The sequence below is a fragment of the Gangjinia marincola genome (assembly GCF_039523415.1).
Classification (GTDB): domain Bacteria; phylum Bacteroidota; class Bacteroidia; order Flavobacteriales; family Flavobacteriaceae; genus Gangjinia; species Gangjinia marincola.
Window position 1 is genome coordinate 198,939 of record NZ_BAAAFG010000016.1, and the last position, 14,810, is coordinate 213,748.

The following is a 14,810-nucleotide window of genomic DNA, read 5'->3' on the forward strand; positions in this document are numbered from 1 at the left end:
CATAGTGAAGCTTTTTTGAAAGGTTGCGTTATGTTATTCTTTCATAAGTACTTTATCGATCACGTGAACAACTCCATTTGAAGCGTCTAGATCAGTTGCTACAACAGTAGCTGTATTTCCCTTACCATCTTTGATCATTACTTTACCATCTTTTACCATAGCAGTAAATTTTCCTCCGCCGGCAGCTTCAACTTCGTATTTTCCATTGTTGCTCTCTATCGCTGCAGTTAAATCTGCTGCCATTACCTTAGCAGGTACAACATGATAGGATAATATTCCTTTTAAAGCATCTTTATTATCTTCTTCTAGAAGACTGGCTAAAGTACCTTCTGGCAGTTTTTCAAATGCTGCATTCGTAGGAGCGAAAACGGTATAAGGTCCTTCTCCTTGCAACATTTCAACTAATCCGGCAGCTTTCACAGCAGATACAAGCGTCGTATGATCTTCAGAACCCATTGCTACTCCTACCACAGAGTTCGCTTTGAATTCTTCGGCTTTTTTCGCTTCAGCTTCGGCTTCCATTGCCTCTTTTTCTTCTTGAGCTTTCTTTTCCATTTCCATTTTTTCAGCTTCAGCTTGCTCTTTCTTCTTAGCATCATCACAAGAAGTAAAAGCTAACCCTACTGCCAAAATCATGGCATAATAAAATGTTGATTTCATAGTTATATAATTTTTGTCCAAATTACTGTTTATGTGACCTTTAATTCCAAAAGTATTTGTAAACTTAAGTTAAAAAAAATACAATGTAGGAATACTTTTTTCTTTTGAAGTATGCCATCTTAATCGTATTTTTGTCTCATGAAATTACTAGTGTTCACGATCATATTATTACTCTTAGCGGTCGCAGGAATAGCGATCAAGATTTGGGCTAAGAAGGACGGTAAATTTGCAGGAACCTGTGCAAGTCAAAACCCATACCTTAATAAAGATGGCCAGGCATGCAGTTTTTGCGGTAAACTCCCGGAAGACCAAGTAGATTGCAATGAACCTGCAACAAGCAAATAAATGTCAGAAGTTATTTTCTGGCTCTTTGCCGCTTTAATTGCGATCAATTGCATTTATTACCTTTCTTTTTTTAAGCTGGCATTTCATAGAAATCCTGAACCTAGAGATCAATCATTTGGTGTATCTATTGTAATTTGTGCAAAAAACGAAGTAGATGCTCTGCAGGGATTACTACCAAAACTCCTACAACAGGATTACCCTAATTTTCAAGTGGTGTTAATTAATGATTCCTCCAATGATGGCACGCTGGAAGTTATGCAACGATTTGCTGATCAGGACAACCGCGTAGACATTGTAGATGTAAAGAATAATGAAGCTTTTTGGGGAAATAAAAAATATGCCCTTACACTGGGTATAAAAAAAACCAGGTATAACCATTTACTATTTATTGACGCAGATTGTCAGCCTTTTTCTGATCAATGGATTGGCGAAATGATGGGTCAGTTTAGTGAGCGTAAAGATATTATTCTTGGGTATGGAGCTTATCACAAAAAATCTTCATTTTTAAATAAGCTTATACGTTTTGAAACGCTATTAACCGCTACTCAATATTTAAATTATTCTTTATGGGGCAATCCTTATATGGGCGTAGGCAGAAATCTCGCTTATAAAAAAGAGTTGTTTTTTGAAAACAATGGATTTGTTAATCATATCAAATTAAAATCTGGAGATGATGATCTCTTTATTAATGAGGTAGCAAAAGGTTCAAATACCGCCATATGTATCTCTCCCCAATCGTTTACGTATAGTATTCCAAAGGTAAAATATGTTGATTGGATAAGACAAAAACGCAGGCACGTATCCACGGCGGTTAAATACAAACGACGAGACAAGTTTTTACTTTCCTTATTTTATATTTCGCAACTTAGCTTTTGGATTGCCCTCCCCTTATTATTTCTATTTTCCCCCTCATATTTATCGTGGTTCTTTATCGTATTTTCAATACGTTTAGTGATTCAATGGTCTAGTATGGGAAGTATTGCTAAAAAACTAAAAGAGCAAGATTTAATTGTTTTTCTTCCGTTTTTAGAACTCATCTTAATTATTCATCAATTACTTATCTTTAGTGCTAATATTGTTTCAAAACCAACCTATTGGAAATAGAAAACAACAAACTTGAGCATTACATAAGTTTAGCTAAGCAAGGCAATCAAGCTGCTTTTAGTTACTTATTAGATACTTTTTGGAGTTATGTATATGGATATCAACTTAAGCGAATTGAAAATGAGTTAGATGCCGAAGAGGTAACTATTCAAACCTTTAGTAAGGCTTTTGATAAAATCAGCACATTTAAAGAAAATTATACATTTAAAACCTGGCTTATTACAATCTCAAGGAATATTCATATTGATATTATTAGAAAAAGAAACGCTCATCACAGACGTGCCTTAAAGGAAGCTACAGCAGATAACATAAGAAAAATTGCAGACGAAACGCCCACAATAGAAGACAAACTAATTAACGAACAACACCTTGCTCAGCTGTTAAATGATATTAAAAAATTAAAGCCCCACTATCAGGAGGTAATTAACTTGAGGTATTTTAATGAAAAAAGTTATAAGGAGATTGCCGAAGAACTCAATGAACCGCTCAGCAATGTAAAAGTAAGGTTATTAAGAGCGAAGAAACTTCTTGCAGAGCTTATTACACAGCGATCAACTAATTAAATATAAAATTGATCCCCCTTAATTTAGGTTTATAAGCTCATCACAAGAGAATTATCAAATAATTTCAGGGTTATTTTCTTTTTATAAAACTAAGGTTAATACTTCATCACAAAGAGTCTTGAAATTATTCGGTTTATAGTATCTTTGTCAATAGAACGTTATGAGAACAGAAACCCTTGCAATACCAAAGCCTAAACCAAAGCCTAAATGGCTTAGAGTTAAACTTCCTGTGGGTAAGAAATATACCGAATTACGAAGTCTTGTAGATAAATATGATCTTCACACAATTTGTACCTCAGGTAGTTGCCCAAATATGGGGGAATGTTGGAGCGAAGGAACGGCTACCTTTATGATTTTAGGTAATATTTGTACGCGTTCTTGTGGGTTTTGCGGAGTAAAAACAGGTCGCCCTGAACAAGTAGATTGGGATGAACCTGAAAAAGTTGCCCGTTCTATCAAATTAATGAAAATTAAACACGCGGTGGTTACCAGTGTGGATCGTGATGATCTTAAAGACATGGGTTCTATTATTTGGGCAGAAACGGTAAAAGCCATTCGCAGAATGAATCCAGCAACAACACTAGAAACCCTTATTCCAGATTTTCAAGGAATAGAAAAACACTTGGATCGTATTGTTGCAGTCTCTCCAGAGGTTGTTTCTCACAATATGGAAACAGTAAAACGACTCACTCGTGAGGTACGCATACAGGCAAAATACGAACAAAGTCTTAGTGTATTAAAATATTTAAAGAATCAGGGAATAAATCGTACTAAATCAGGAATTATGTTGGGTCTGGGTGAGCAAGAAGATGAAGTTATTCAGACTTTACATGATTTGAGAGCGGCAGATGTTGATGTAGTTACCATTGGACAATATCTGCAACCCAGCAAAAAACATTTACCCGTCAAAGAATTTATTACTCCAGATCAATTTGAAAAATACCACCTTATTGGTAAAGATCTTGGATTTAAGCATGTAGAAAGCGGTGCTTTAGTACGTTCGTCTTACAAAGCACATAAACACATTCATTGATGAGAGCTCCTATACGAGTTGCCATTAACGGTTTTGGACGTATTGGAAGAACGCTTTTTAAATTATTACTCAAACAGCCGCATATTGATGTGGTTGCCATAAATGATATATCTGATGCAAGGACACTATCTCATCTTCTAAAATATGATAGTATTCATGGTGTATCAGAACATGAAATTACTCATGATGCAACACGTATTTATGTGGAGCAAACTCCATACCCTATCACAGCTATACCTCAACTGGAACATCTTTCATGGTCAGATCACAACGTTGATGTTGTTATTGAATGTACGGGAAAATTCAAAACAAGAACACAACTAAAACATCACTTAACAGCGGGAGCAAAAAAAGTTATTCTTTCAGTTCCTCCACAAGATGAAGAGATCAAGATGATTGTTATTGGGGTGAATGAGGATACCTTATCAGCCACTGATACCATTATTTCAAATGCGTCATGCACAACGAATAACGCTGCCCCCATGCTATCTGTAATTCATGAAAGCTTAAATGTTGAACAGGCCTACATAACTACAATACACAGTTATACAACGGATCAAAGTTTACACGATCAACCACACAAAGACTTGCGCAGGGCAAGAGCAGCTTCGCAATCCATCATACCAACTACAACGGGTGCAGCAAAAGCATTAACGTACATCTTTCCGGATCTTAAAAATGTCATTGGAGGGTGTGGAATCAGAGTTCCAGTTCCCAATGGTTCTCTTACAGATATGACGCTCAATGTGACTAAAAACACTTCAATTAAGCAGGTAAATGAACTTTTTTTACAGGCATCACAAGGTAGCTTTAAAAATATTTTATCGTATACAAACGATCCCATAGTTTCGAAAGATATCTTAGGAACGCCCTATTCATGTACATTTGACGCTCAAATGACCTCAGTCATTGACGGACAATTGATTAAGATCATTGGGTGGTATGATAATGAAACCGGATACTCCAATAGAATTATGGATTTAATTTCGCTTCTCTTTATAGAATAGCTATATTTGGCAAACTTTTTTTTCGATTAAATGCTTAAGAATATCTTTGTAATACTTACCTCTTTGTACGTAGGGATATCTTATGGTCAATTTAGAATTTCTGAAGATCCGGTAGAAAAGGATGAGATTCAGCTTTTACTGGATGATGCTTATCAGGCTTCTCAGGATTGGGATATAGAAGAAGCAATAGCTAAACTTGATGAAGCAAGAGATTTAGCACGTCAAAAAGAAGATAAGACAAGCATCGCTCATGTTAGTGAGGTTATCGCTAAGTTGCATGAAGATCGTGGGGATTATGCACGTGCAATCGCAGAGATTAGAAATGCCATTGCAATACATCAGGAACTTAAAGATCAAAATCATTTAGCCGAAAACTATATACAGCTATCCAGCCTTTTTATATCACAAAAAAAATTCAAGACTGCTCAAACTTATCTTGACCTGGCAGCTTCAATTTATAAAACACAAAGAGACACTGATAATATTGCATTGATTGATTTGAATCGCGGAATATTATTTCTTTATCAAAAACAACCTGAAGAAGCCTTAAAATACCTCAAGAAGGCTGAAGATAAAGTAGTACTTTCCAACAATAAATTTCAAATCGCCAGCCTTTACTACAACATGGCGAATGCGTATTTCTTAAATCAAGAACTTAAGTTGGCAGAAGATTATGCAAACAATGCATATAAAATAAGCCAGGATAATAACTATAAAACAAATATCTTAGAGTCATATCAGCTATTGAGCGATATTAGTGCGGCTAAAGGTGAATATATGAAGGCGCTAATCTTTCTAACCAACAGCAACAATTACAGAGATTCCATTTTTAATGCTCAAAAGCAAACAATAGCAGAAAAAGCAACAGCCAAATATGAACTCTCATCAGCTAGAGATATGATCTCAGATTTATCTGAAGAGAAAAAGAAAAATGAAAAAACAATTAAATTTACTCAGCTAGCATCTATTTTGAGTGTTGCTCTAATTGTCATCCTTTCATTACTTACTATATCCTTATACAAGAACAATAACCTTAGGGCAAAAGCGAACAATTTACTTTCAGATAAGAATACAGAACTCACGGATGCAAAAGAAAAGGCAGAAAGAGCATCGCAATCTAAGGCAGAGTTTTTATCTACCATCTCACATGAATTACGTACGCCACTTTATGCAGTTACGGGACTAACTCATTTATTACTTCAAGAAAATCCCACCAAAGAACAAAAAGAGCATCTTAAATCATTAAAATTTTCAGGAGAATACTTGCTTTCCTTAATTAACAATATCCTTGACCTTAATAAACTTGAGGCTCAAAAAGTAGAAATTACAGAAGCGCCTTTCAATCTTCAAAAAAGAGTAAAGGATGTGTTAGTTACGTTAGAAAAATCTGCAAAAGACCGCGGGAACAATTTCAACTATGTTTTTGATCCTACTATCCCAAAACGAGTTAAAGGAGATCCTTTAGTAGTATCTCAGATTTTAATTAATCTGGTGGGAAATGCAATAAAATTTACAGAAAACGGTGAAATTAGCATAAAGATTTCTAAATCAAGTGAAACTAAAAATCATGTTAATTTACTCTTTGAAATTCAAGATAGCGGTAAAGGAATAAGCAGAGAACATCAAGAACGAATCTTTGAAAATTTCTCACAAGGATCTGTTGAAATTAATAGGAAATATGGGGGTACGGGATTAGGACTGTCTATTGTTAGAAATCTTTTAGTATTGCTGGGAAGTGAGATAAAATTAACCAGTGAGCTTGAAAAGGGATCTAACTTTTTCTTTGATTTAAAGTTTGAAAAAGTGGCTCAGGATGAAATCACCAAGAAATCACCAGCAGTAGATGACATATTCTTAGGTGATTTATCCGAAACCGAAATAACTTCATTACTTACGAACAAACGAATTCTTATTGTAGAGGATAATAAGATCAATCAAATGATTACTAAAAAAATCCTCTTAAAACACGATGCTATTTGTGAGGTTGTTGATGATGGTAAATACGCTATTGAAGCAATGCGTAAAAATGAGTACGATCTGGTTCTTATGGATATTCATATGCCTGAAGTTGGCGGGATCGAAGCTACACAAACCATTCGCCAATTTGACAAAACGACTCCAATTCTAGCCCTCACAGCAGTATCGATGACAGATGATCTTAATGAATTCTTTAGTAATGGATTTGATGAGGTTATCCCAAAGCCCTATAAGACCGAAGAATTTTTTAGCAAAATCTGCGCAAAAGTAAAAACAGAAAAAATTACTTAGTTCAAATGTGGCACATGTCTTGATTAATATATTGAAATTATGAAATACATAATTTGAATTAGCCAAGAGTTTAAAAAAGAGACGAATTATATTCGTCTCTTTTCGTTTATATGATTTGTGATGAGCTCATTGAAGGTTCTTTCATCATCTAAAATTATTGAAGTAATGGGTAAGTAGTAAAGTTCTACGCCTTGTGCTAAATATCCATTAAGTCGAGTAAAATCCTTTTCGGTCGTTAGAATTCTAGAGTAAGAAGAAAGCATGGCCAGCTCTCTAGCTGTAAAATTATGATGGTCTGGAAAACTCAACACCTCAAAATCGTTTAAATATGTTCTTAGTTTATTGATCAACGAACTGGGATCGGCTATACCGGTGACTAGTGTAAACGGTGTTTTTACGAACTTTACTAAGTCAGTCTGACCTTTACTTGAAAAAACAGATTGATCGTATTGGATAGCAGAAAAGAAAATGCGATCATGTGCAATACCGGTTAATCTATCCTTCACTCTTCTCATATCGTGATTGGATATATTGTTAGGACATTTTGTAATTACGACAATATCTGCTCTCGTTACTCCGCTTCGGGGTTCACGCAAATTTCCGGTAGGCAAGACAAAATCATCTACATAAAGTTCATTATGCTTGGTGAGTAAAATGGTAAAACTTGGCGAGATTTTTCGGTGTTGAAAAGCATCATCCAATAAAATAACCTGGGGAGAATGACTTAAATTTAGTAAAGTTTGGACTCCCCGAACCCGTTGCTCATCAACTGCTACTATTATGTCATCAAACTTTGATTTAAATTGAAGCGGCTCATCTCCAACCATCTTGGCTGTCTCATTCCCGGTGAGTTCATAAAACCCAGATGTTTTCCTCTTGTATCCTCTGCTCAAAATGGCTAATTGATAGTCCTTTTGAAGTAGTCTGACCAAATATTCAATCATAGGAGATTTTCCCGTACCGCCAACACTAAGATTACCTACACAGATTATTGGCAGATCAAAATTCGTACTTGTGAACCATCCTTTATTATAGCATAGATTTCTTAAGGTTAGAATCAAACTGTACAACAAGGAAAATGGTAATAAAAGCCAACGAAGTATCTTCATAAAAGCGAAGGTATAATTTTTATCTTTACGCATTAAAGGATTAAGATATGCGCATTAACCAAATAACAGCTTTATTTGAAGAAATTGCTCCTCTTCATTATGCTGAAGATTTTGATAACGTTGGGCTTTTAGTAGGCGATGATCAGCAAGAATGTACAGGTGTTTTAGTTACGCACGATGCGCTTGAAGAGGTCGTGATGGAGGCCGTAAAAAACCAGTGTAATCTTATTGTCACCTTTCACCCCATTGTATTTTCTGGTTTAAAAAAAATCACTCCCAAAACCTATATAGAAAGAGCAGTCATTAAAGCGATCAAAAATGACATCGCCATATTTGCGATACATACGGCCTACGATAATAGTAAACTAGGTGTAAATCATTTAATGTGTGAAGCTTTGGGGTTGGAAAATACTAAAACTCTGATTCCGCAGAGCGGAAACATAAAGAAATTAACAACATATGCCCCTATCATTGAAGCTGACCGACTCAAAAAAGCACTTTTCAAAGCAGGAGCAGGTGATATTGGTAACTACGACCAGTGTAGTTTTACCAATGAAGGGACCGGAAGCTTTCGCCCCAATGAAAACGCTAAACCGTCAATCGGAAAAAAGGGAACAATACATCACGAACCTGAAGCTCAAATCAATGTAATCTTTGCGGCACATCAAGAAGCTAATGTTTTGAATGCTCTTCATTCCACACATTCTTATGAAGAAGTAGCTTTTGAGATTATAAGACTGGATAATATACATCAGGATGTTGGTATGGGAATGGTTGGAGAACTTAACGATGCATTGGGTGTGCATGAGTTTTTAAAACACTGTAAAGAAATTTTTGGACCGGGATGCATTAGACATTCTCATCTTAGTAAAAATACCATTAAACGTGTTGCTGTTTTAGGAGGTAGCGGTGCCTTTGCCATTAAGCATGCCATTAGGGCAAAAGCAGATGTATTTCTTACCGGTGACTTGAAGTATCATGATTTTTATACCGCTGAAAATAAGTTGATTATAGCTGATATTGGTCACTTTGAAAGTGAACGACATACAAAAAGAGGCTTGCATCAGTTTCTTACAAAAAAATTACCTAATTTTGCAGTCATTTTATCAGAAGAAAATACCAATCCAGTATATTATTTTTAAAACAGTATGGCAAAGAAAAAAGAAGTAACCGTTGAAGAGAAGTTAAGAGCATTATACGATCTTCAATTAATCGACTCTAGAGTAGATGAAATTAGAAATGTACGCGGTGAACTTCCACTAGAAGTTGAGGATTTAGAAGATGAAGTGGCTGGAATGAATAAGCGTCTTGAAAAACTTCAGGATGATTTAGAGAGTACAGATACCGAGATAAAAAATAAATTGATCTTGATTGAAGATGCTAAAGAAGCCATCAAGAAATACAGCAAGCAGCAAGAAAACGTGCGTAACAATCGTGAGTTTAATGCACTCGCTAAAGAGGTTGAATTCCAGGAATTAGAAATTCAATTAGCAGAAAAGCACATCAAAGAATTTAAAGCGCAAATCGAACAGAAAAACGAGGTGATTGAAGAAACGAAAGCCCGTTTAGAAGAGCGTGAGGCCCACTTAGGTCACAAAAAGAGCGAACTTAACGCAATTCTTAAAGAGACTGAAAAAGAAGAAAAATCTTTATTAGAAAAGTCTAAAGAATACGAAGGACAAATCGAAGAGCGCTTAGTAAAAGCCTACAAACGCATAAGAACCAATGTCAAAAATGGCCTTGCAGTAGTTGCTATTGAACGCGGAGCCTCTGGAGGTTCTTATTTCACCATCCCACCACAAGTGCAAATGGAAATCGCATCGCGCAAAAAGATCATTACAGATGAGCACAGCGGTCGCATCCTTGTAGATGAACAGTTAGCTGTTGAAGAACAAGAAAAAATGCAGCGTATTTTCACTAAAATATAAGACATACGTTAAACTATTGTCAAAAAGCCTTTTAGCTGTAAGCCTAGAAGGCTTTTTTCGTTTTATTAGGTAACTAATAGTTGTTAATCCAAAAATTAATACCAATGATAAAATACCTATCCCTGTTTTTTGCACTCTTCTTAATTGGATGCAATAATCATAATGCCCAGAATAATGAAGCTCAAGCTAAAGTTGAAAATGGTGATCCTGTTGAAGTTCCCATCAAAGATGGTATGGCAAGAGCGTATTTTGCCAGTGGATGCTTTTGGTGTGTAGAAGCCATATATGAAAGCGTCATTGGCGTAGATGAAGTAATCTCTGGCTACTCTGGCGGACATACAGAAAATCCTACCTATGCATCAAGCAATACCGGCAAAACAGGACATGCCGAAGCAGTTGAAGTAATCTACGATCCCTCAAAAATAAACTTTGCTACTTTAGTCGATGTTTATTTTGCCTCTCAAGACCCCACTCAGGTAAACGGGCAAGGACCGGATAGAGGTTCACAGTATCGCTCTATCATCTTTTATCAAAATGATGAACAAAAAGAAATCATTTTAGAGAAGAAAAATGCGCTGGCAAAAAAATTAGAAGAGCCTGTTGCGGCAGAGGTGATGTCGTTTCAAAAATTTTGGAAGGCTGAGGATTACCACCAGGATTTTGAAAAGCGCAATCCACAACAACGATATATACAGGCGGTTTCTATTCCACGGTTTGAACGCTTTAAGCGTAACATGCCATCTGTAGTTAAGGAAGATCACTAATATTCCCGCGTCCGCGTGTCGCCGAAGCTTCTCGGCCTTCGTAGCTGTGCTACTATGGCGAAGGAGGCTAGCGAAGGAGCAAGGTGGGAATCTCTAACAGATATAGAAATTTCCACTTAGGAAATATTTTCACACTATAATTGTCATTCCCACGCAAGCGAGAATCTTATTCTAATGTCCTTGTGCATATACTTGACTAAGCACTTGACTAAGATTCCCGCACGCGCCATAATATTAAGATTTCCTTGAGAAGCGTTTTCTATATCTCTATGTAGCTTTGAGAAAATGCCATTCATGACCCACTTTACCGCTCAGCAACTTGATGCGCTAGACAAACGCTACAGATCTAATCTTATAAATTGTATTTCGGGATATAAGTCTGCCAACCTTATTGGCACTCAAGACACTAAAGGGCATGAAAATTTAGCGATTTTTAGTTCTGTGGTGCATCTTGGAGCTAATCCTCCCCTACTCGGTTTCATTATGCGTCCTACCAAGGTGGTACGCCACACCTATGAAAATATTAAAACCACCGGCGCATACACCATAAATCATATCGCACAATCCTGGAGCAAAAAGGCCCACCAAACCGCTGCACGATATGATAAAGAAGTCTCAGAGTTTGACAAAACAAAGCTAACCTCTTGTTATTTAGAAAATTTTAATGCTCCCTATGTACAAGAATCTCCTGTAAAAATAGGTTGTACGTTCAAAAATGAATACCATATCAAAGAAAACAACACGCGTTTAATCGTTGGTGAGATTGCACATCTCTACCTTGAATCAACGCTACTGCATGAGGATGGCTTTGTGCAATTAGATCGTGCATATATCACTGCAATCAATGGATTAGATGGTTATGCATTACCTCAACTCAAAGAGAGATTTTCATACGCAAAACCAGATCACGAAATCACCTCTTTGTACCATGAGAGGAGTTAAAAAACGACATCTCCCTACTAAAACCTGCCCCGTATGTCAACTTGATTTTACCTGGCGGAAGAAGTGGGAAAAGAATTGGGACAATGTCATTTACTGTAGTGAACGTTGCCGAAAAAACAAAAAAGCATGAGTAATTTAGTTTGGTTTAGAAATGATTTGCGCGTTAGTGACAACAAAACATTAACCGAAGCGTGTAAAGGCGACAAAGTTGTTGCGGTGTATATCTTTGATCCTTATTTTTATAAAGAAGGAGACTTTGGTTTTAAAAAAACCGAACGCTACAGAGCTCAATTTATCTTAGAATCTGTAAAAGAGCTCAAAAATAATCTTGCCGATCTCAACATAAGTTTACTGGTCTATCACGATAATCCTAAAGATATCATCCCTAAACTTATTGAAGAGCATGGTATCAAAAACCTCTATTTGCAAAAGGAATGGACACGTGATGAACGTAAGCAATTAGAACATGCAAAAGAGAAACTTAGCGGAGTTAAGATTCATGAATATTACGATCAATTCTTATTTCATCCAAAGGATTTACCCTACGAGGATTTTAGTCAAATCCCTAAGGTTTACACTGCCTTCAGAAAAAAATGTGAGAAAGAAGTTTCGGTTAGAGACTCCTTGCCCACGCCAAAAAAGAAATCTGACGCCAATCGTATTAATCATGATACCACAATACTATCTCTGGCTGATCTGGGACTTGATCAGATAGAAAAGGATGAACGTACTGCCTTTCCGTTTACAGGGGGAGAGCGATCTGCACTGGATCGGCTTCAGCATTACTTTTGGGAAACCAAAAATCTTGCTCAATACAAACAAACCCGAAACGGACTCGTAGGTACCGATTACAGTTCAAAATTTTCGGCTTGGTTGGCTAATGGAAGTATTTCTGCCAGGACGATTTATCATAAAGTCAAAAAGTTTGAAAAAGAGGTCAAGAAAAATCAGGATACCTACTGGATGATCTTTGAATTAATCTGGAGGGATTTTTTCAAATACGTATCTCTAAAACATGGTGATAACATATTTCACCTTGGCGGAATCCTAGATAAGGAGTACAATTGGCAAAATGATATAGAAACTCTTGACGCGTGGAAAAATGGCGAAACTGAATATGATTTTGTCAATGCCAATATGATTGAACTGGCTAAAACCGGTTTTATGAGTAACCGTGGCAGACAGAATGTTGCCAGCTACTTTGCCAAAGAAAAAGAACAAGATTGGCGTATAGGCGCAGCCTATTTTGAAAGCCTCTTGGTCGATTATGACGTGCACAGCAATTGGGGCAATTGGATGTACAATGCAGGTGTAGGTAATGATCCCCGGGATCGAAAATTTAATATTAAAAGTCAGGCAGATCGTTACGATGGCGATCGATCCTACCGCGATTTATGGCTAAACGCATAAGCAAAACACTATGAAAACACTTCGACTTATTTTAGGAGATCAATTAAATCACAAGCATTCTTGGTACGATGATACCAATGAGGACATAATCTATTTTTTTGCAGAAATGCGTCAAGAAACTGACTATGTACGCCATCATATTCAAAAAGTGGTGGCCTTTTTTGAGAGCATGCGCAATTTTGCAGATTGGTTAAAAGAACGTGATCATACCGTGATTTTTTACACCCTGGATGATGATGAAAATCAACAGGATTTAGAAAAAAACCTTAATCAACTTATCAAAGATCATAACATTGAAAAGTTTGAGTATCAATTACCAGATGAGTATCGCCTAGATAAGCAGCTCAAGGAAATTTGCGATTCGCTAAACATAGAAACAGAATCGTTTGACACAGAACACTTTCTAACTTCGCGCAGCGATCTGGAAGAGTTTTACGAAGGTAAAAAGCAATATACGATGGAGTATTTTTACCGCATGATGCGTAAAAAGTACGACATCATGATGGTTAATGATAAAGATCCAGAGGGCGGTAAATGGAACTTTGATAAAAGCAACCGTAAAAAGTGGAAGGGTGAAAAGGAAATTCCGCATGAACGCGGCTTTAGAAAAGATGTTTCAGCAACCGTAAAGCGAATTAAGGATCATGGCGTAGAAACCATTGGTAATATCAAAGAAGATAACTTTAATTGGCCTACATCGCGGGAAGATAGCCTTTCTGTACTCAATTATTTTTGTAAAAATTTGTTGATCTATTTTGGGGATTTTCAAGATGCCATGCATACTGATCAACTCTACCTCTTTCACTCCAGATTATCCTTCTCGATGAACAGTAAAATGCTGCACCCACTAGAAGTGATTGAATCCGTGGTAGATCATTGGCGAGATAATCAGGATGACATTGACATCTCGCAGGTAGAAGGTTTTGTGCGTCAAATTTTAGGCTGGCGGGAATATATGCGCGGAATTTACTGGAAAGAAATGCCGGGATACCGTCGCTCTAACAAACTAGATAATCAAAACGATTTACCCGATTTTTATTGGACGGGTGATACAAAGATGAACTGCTTAAAACACAGTATAAATCAAAGTTTAGATCATGCGTATGCGCACCACATCCAGCGCTTAATGATCACCGGGAACTATGCATTATTAACGCAAACTCATCCTGATCAGGTTGAAGAATGGTACCTGGGCATATACATTGATGCAATCCAGTGGGTAGAAATGCCCAACACGCGTGGTATGAGTCAATTCGCTGATGGCGGAATTGTAGCCACAAAGCCCTATGTTTCCAGCGGAAGCTACATCAACAAGATGGGAAATTACTGCAAAAATTGTCACTACAATGTCAACAAAAAGACTGAGGAGAATGCCTGCCCATTTAATTCATTATACTGGAACTTTTTGGACAGTAAAAAGGAACATCTGGAAAACAATCAGCGTATGAATATGATTATGAGTACGCTGAGTAAAATGAATAAAAATACGATCGAAGCACACCGCAAACGTGCTAAGGACATCATTAAGCATCCTGAGAAGTATTAGCGTTCAGTCGCAGTCTTGAGTAGCAGTATAGCGTTTTTATAAATTTCAATAACGAAATCCCACATTCCAGTTAGTTCAGTTTAGAGTTCAGGTTCAGGTTCAATTTCGTATAATTATTCCTTCAAGATTTC

General features: G+C 36.7%; 15 protein-coding genes. 13 read left to right on the plus strand and 2 right to left on the minus strand.

Translation table 11 applies throughout. The features are described from left to right. Window positions 1-33 precede the first annotated feature (33 nt). On the minus strand, window positions 34-660 hold the full coding sequence (locus ABD000_RS11835; RefSeq protein ID WP_343767801.1) for a fasciclin domain-containing protein: 627 nt from the start codon (window positions 658-660) through the stop codon (window positions 34-36). 138 nt (window positions 661-798) lie between these two features. On the opposite strand from ABD000_RS11835, the gene ABD000_RS11840 reads away from it, so the two are divergent. From ABD000_RS11840 to ABD000_RS11865, 6 genes are all read left to right on the plus strand, one after another. Further along, window positions 799-1,005 carry a DUF4064 domain-containing protein gene (locus ABD000_RS11840; protein WP_343767803.1) on the plus strand — a complete coding sequence of 69 codons (207 nt, stop codon included), beginning with the start codon at window positions 799-801 and terminating at the stop codon, window positions 1,003-1,005. After that, window positions 1,006-2,109, plus strand: coding sequence for a glycosyltransferase (locus ABD000_RS11845; protein WP_343767806.1), 1,104 nt, complete (start codon window positions 1,006-1,008; stop codon window positions 2,107-2,109). Next, window positions 2,100-2,672: an RNA polymerase sigma factor gene (locus ABD000_RS11850; protein ID WP_343767809.1), complete on the plus strand. Its 573-nt coding sequence runs from the start codon at window positions 2,100-2,102 to the stop codon at window positions 2,670-2,672. The genes ABD000_RS11845 and ABD000_RS11850 overlap by 10 nt, the downstream gene beginning before the upstream one ends. 160 nt (window positions 2,673-2,832) lie before the next feature. After that, window positions 2,833-3,705, plus strand: a complete 873-nt coding sequence (gene lipA, locus ABD000_RS11855; RefSeq protein ID WP_343767811.1) for a lipoyl synthase — start codon at window positions 2,833-2,835, stop codon at window positions 3,703-3,705. Further along, the gene (gap, locus tag ABD000_RS11860; RefSeq protein ID WP_343767814.1) at window positions 3,705-4,712 is read left to right on the plus strand and encodes a type I glyceraldehyde-3-phosphate dehydrogenase; all 1,008 of its coding nucleotides are present in this window, start codon (window positions 3,705-3,707) and stop codon (window positions 4,710-4,712) included. The genes lipA and gap overlap by 1 nt, the downstream gene beginning before the upstream one ends. Before the next feature lie 30 nt (window positions 4,713-4,742). Beyond that, window positions 4,743-6,980, plus strand: coding sequence for an ATP-binding protein (locus ABD000_RS11865; RefSeq protein WP_343767818.1), 2,238 nt, complete (start codon window positions 4,743-4,745; stop codon window positions 6,978-6,980). Window positions 6,981-7,066: 86 nt separating this feature from the next. Here the strand turns inward: ABD000_RS11865 and lpxK are convergent, their stop codons facing one another. Next, on the minus strand, window positions 7,067-8,089 hold the full coding sequence (gene lpxK, locus ABD000_RS11870; protein WP_343767821.1) for a tetraacyldisaccharide 4'-kinase: 1,023 nt from the start codon (window positions 8,087-8,089) through the stop codon (window positions 7,067-7,069). Between the two features lie 47 nt (window positions 8,090-8,136). Here lpxK and ABD000_RS11875 point away from each other — a divergent pair, with 47 nt between their 5' ends. The 7 genes from ABD000_RS11875 (at window position 8,137) to ABD000_RS11905 (ending at window position 14,679) form a co-directional block, all read left to right on the plus strand. Continuing rightward, a complete protein-coding gene (locus ABD000_RS11875; protein WP_343767823.1) occupies window positions 8,137-9,231 on the plus strand; it encodes a Nif3-like dinuclear metal center hexameric protein in 1,095 nt (364 codons plus the stop codon). A 6-nt stretch (window positions 9,232-9,237) separates the two neighbouring features. Next, on the plus strand, window positions 9,238-10,017 hold the full coding sequence (locus tag ABD000_RS11880; RefSeq protein ID WP_343767827.1) for a zinc ribbon domain-containing protein: 780 nt from the start codon (window positions 9,238-9,240) through the stop codon (window positions 10,015-10,017). A gap of 104 nt (window positions 10,018-10,121) precedes the next feature. Beyond that, a complete protein-coding gene (msrA, locus tag ABD000_RS11885; RefSeq protein ID WP_343767829.1) occupies window positions 10,122-10,781 on the plus strand; it encodes a peptide-methionine (S)-S-oxide reductase MsrA in 660 nt (219 codons plus the stop codon). Between the two features lie 294 nt (window positions 10,782-11,075). Further along, on the plus strand, window positions 11,076-11,723 hold the full coding sequence (locus ABD000_RS11890) for a flavin reductase family protein (protein WP_343767833.1): 648 nt from the start codon (window positions 11,076-11,078) through the stop codon (window positions 11,721-11,723). Then, window positions 11,710-11,853 (plus strand): DUF2256 domain-containing protein, encoded by a 144-nt coding sequence (locus ABD000_RS11895; RefSeq protein WP_343767836.1) that lies wholly within the window; start codon window positions 11,710-11,712, stop codon window positions 11,851-11,853. The genes ABD000_RS11890 and ABD000_RS11895 overlap by 14 nt, the downstream gene beginning before the upstream one ends. Continuing rightward, a complete protein-coding gene (locus ABD000_RS11900) occupies window positions 11,850-13,133 on the plus strand; it encodes a DASH family cryptochrome (RefSeq protein WP_343767838.1) in 1,284 nt (427 codons plus the stop codon). Before ABD000_RS11895 ends, ABD000_RS11900 begins: the two co-directional genes overlap by 4 nt. A 10-nt stretch (window positions 13,134-13,143) precedes the next feature. Then, window positions 13,144-14,679, plus strand: coding sequence for a cryptochrome/photolyase family protein (locus tag ABD000_RS11905; RefSeq protein WP_343767841.1), 1,536 nt, complete (start codon window positions 13,144-13,146; stop codon window positions 14,677-14,679). The last annotated feature ends 131 nt before the right edge of the window (window positions 14,680-14,810 follow it).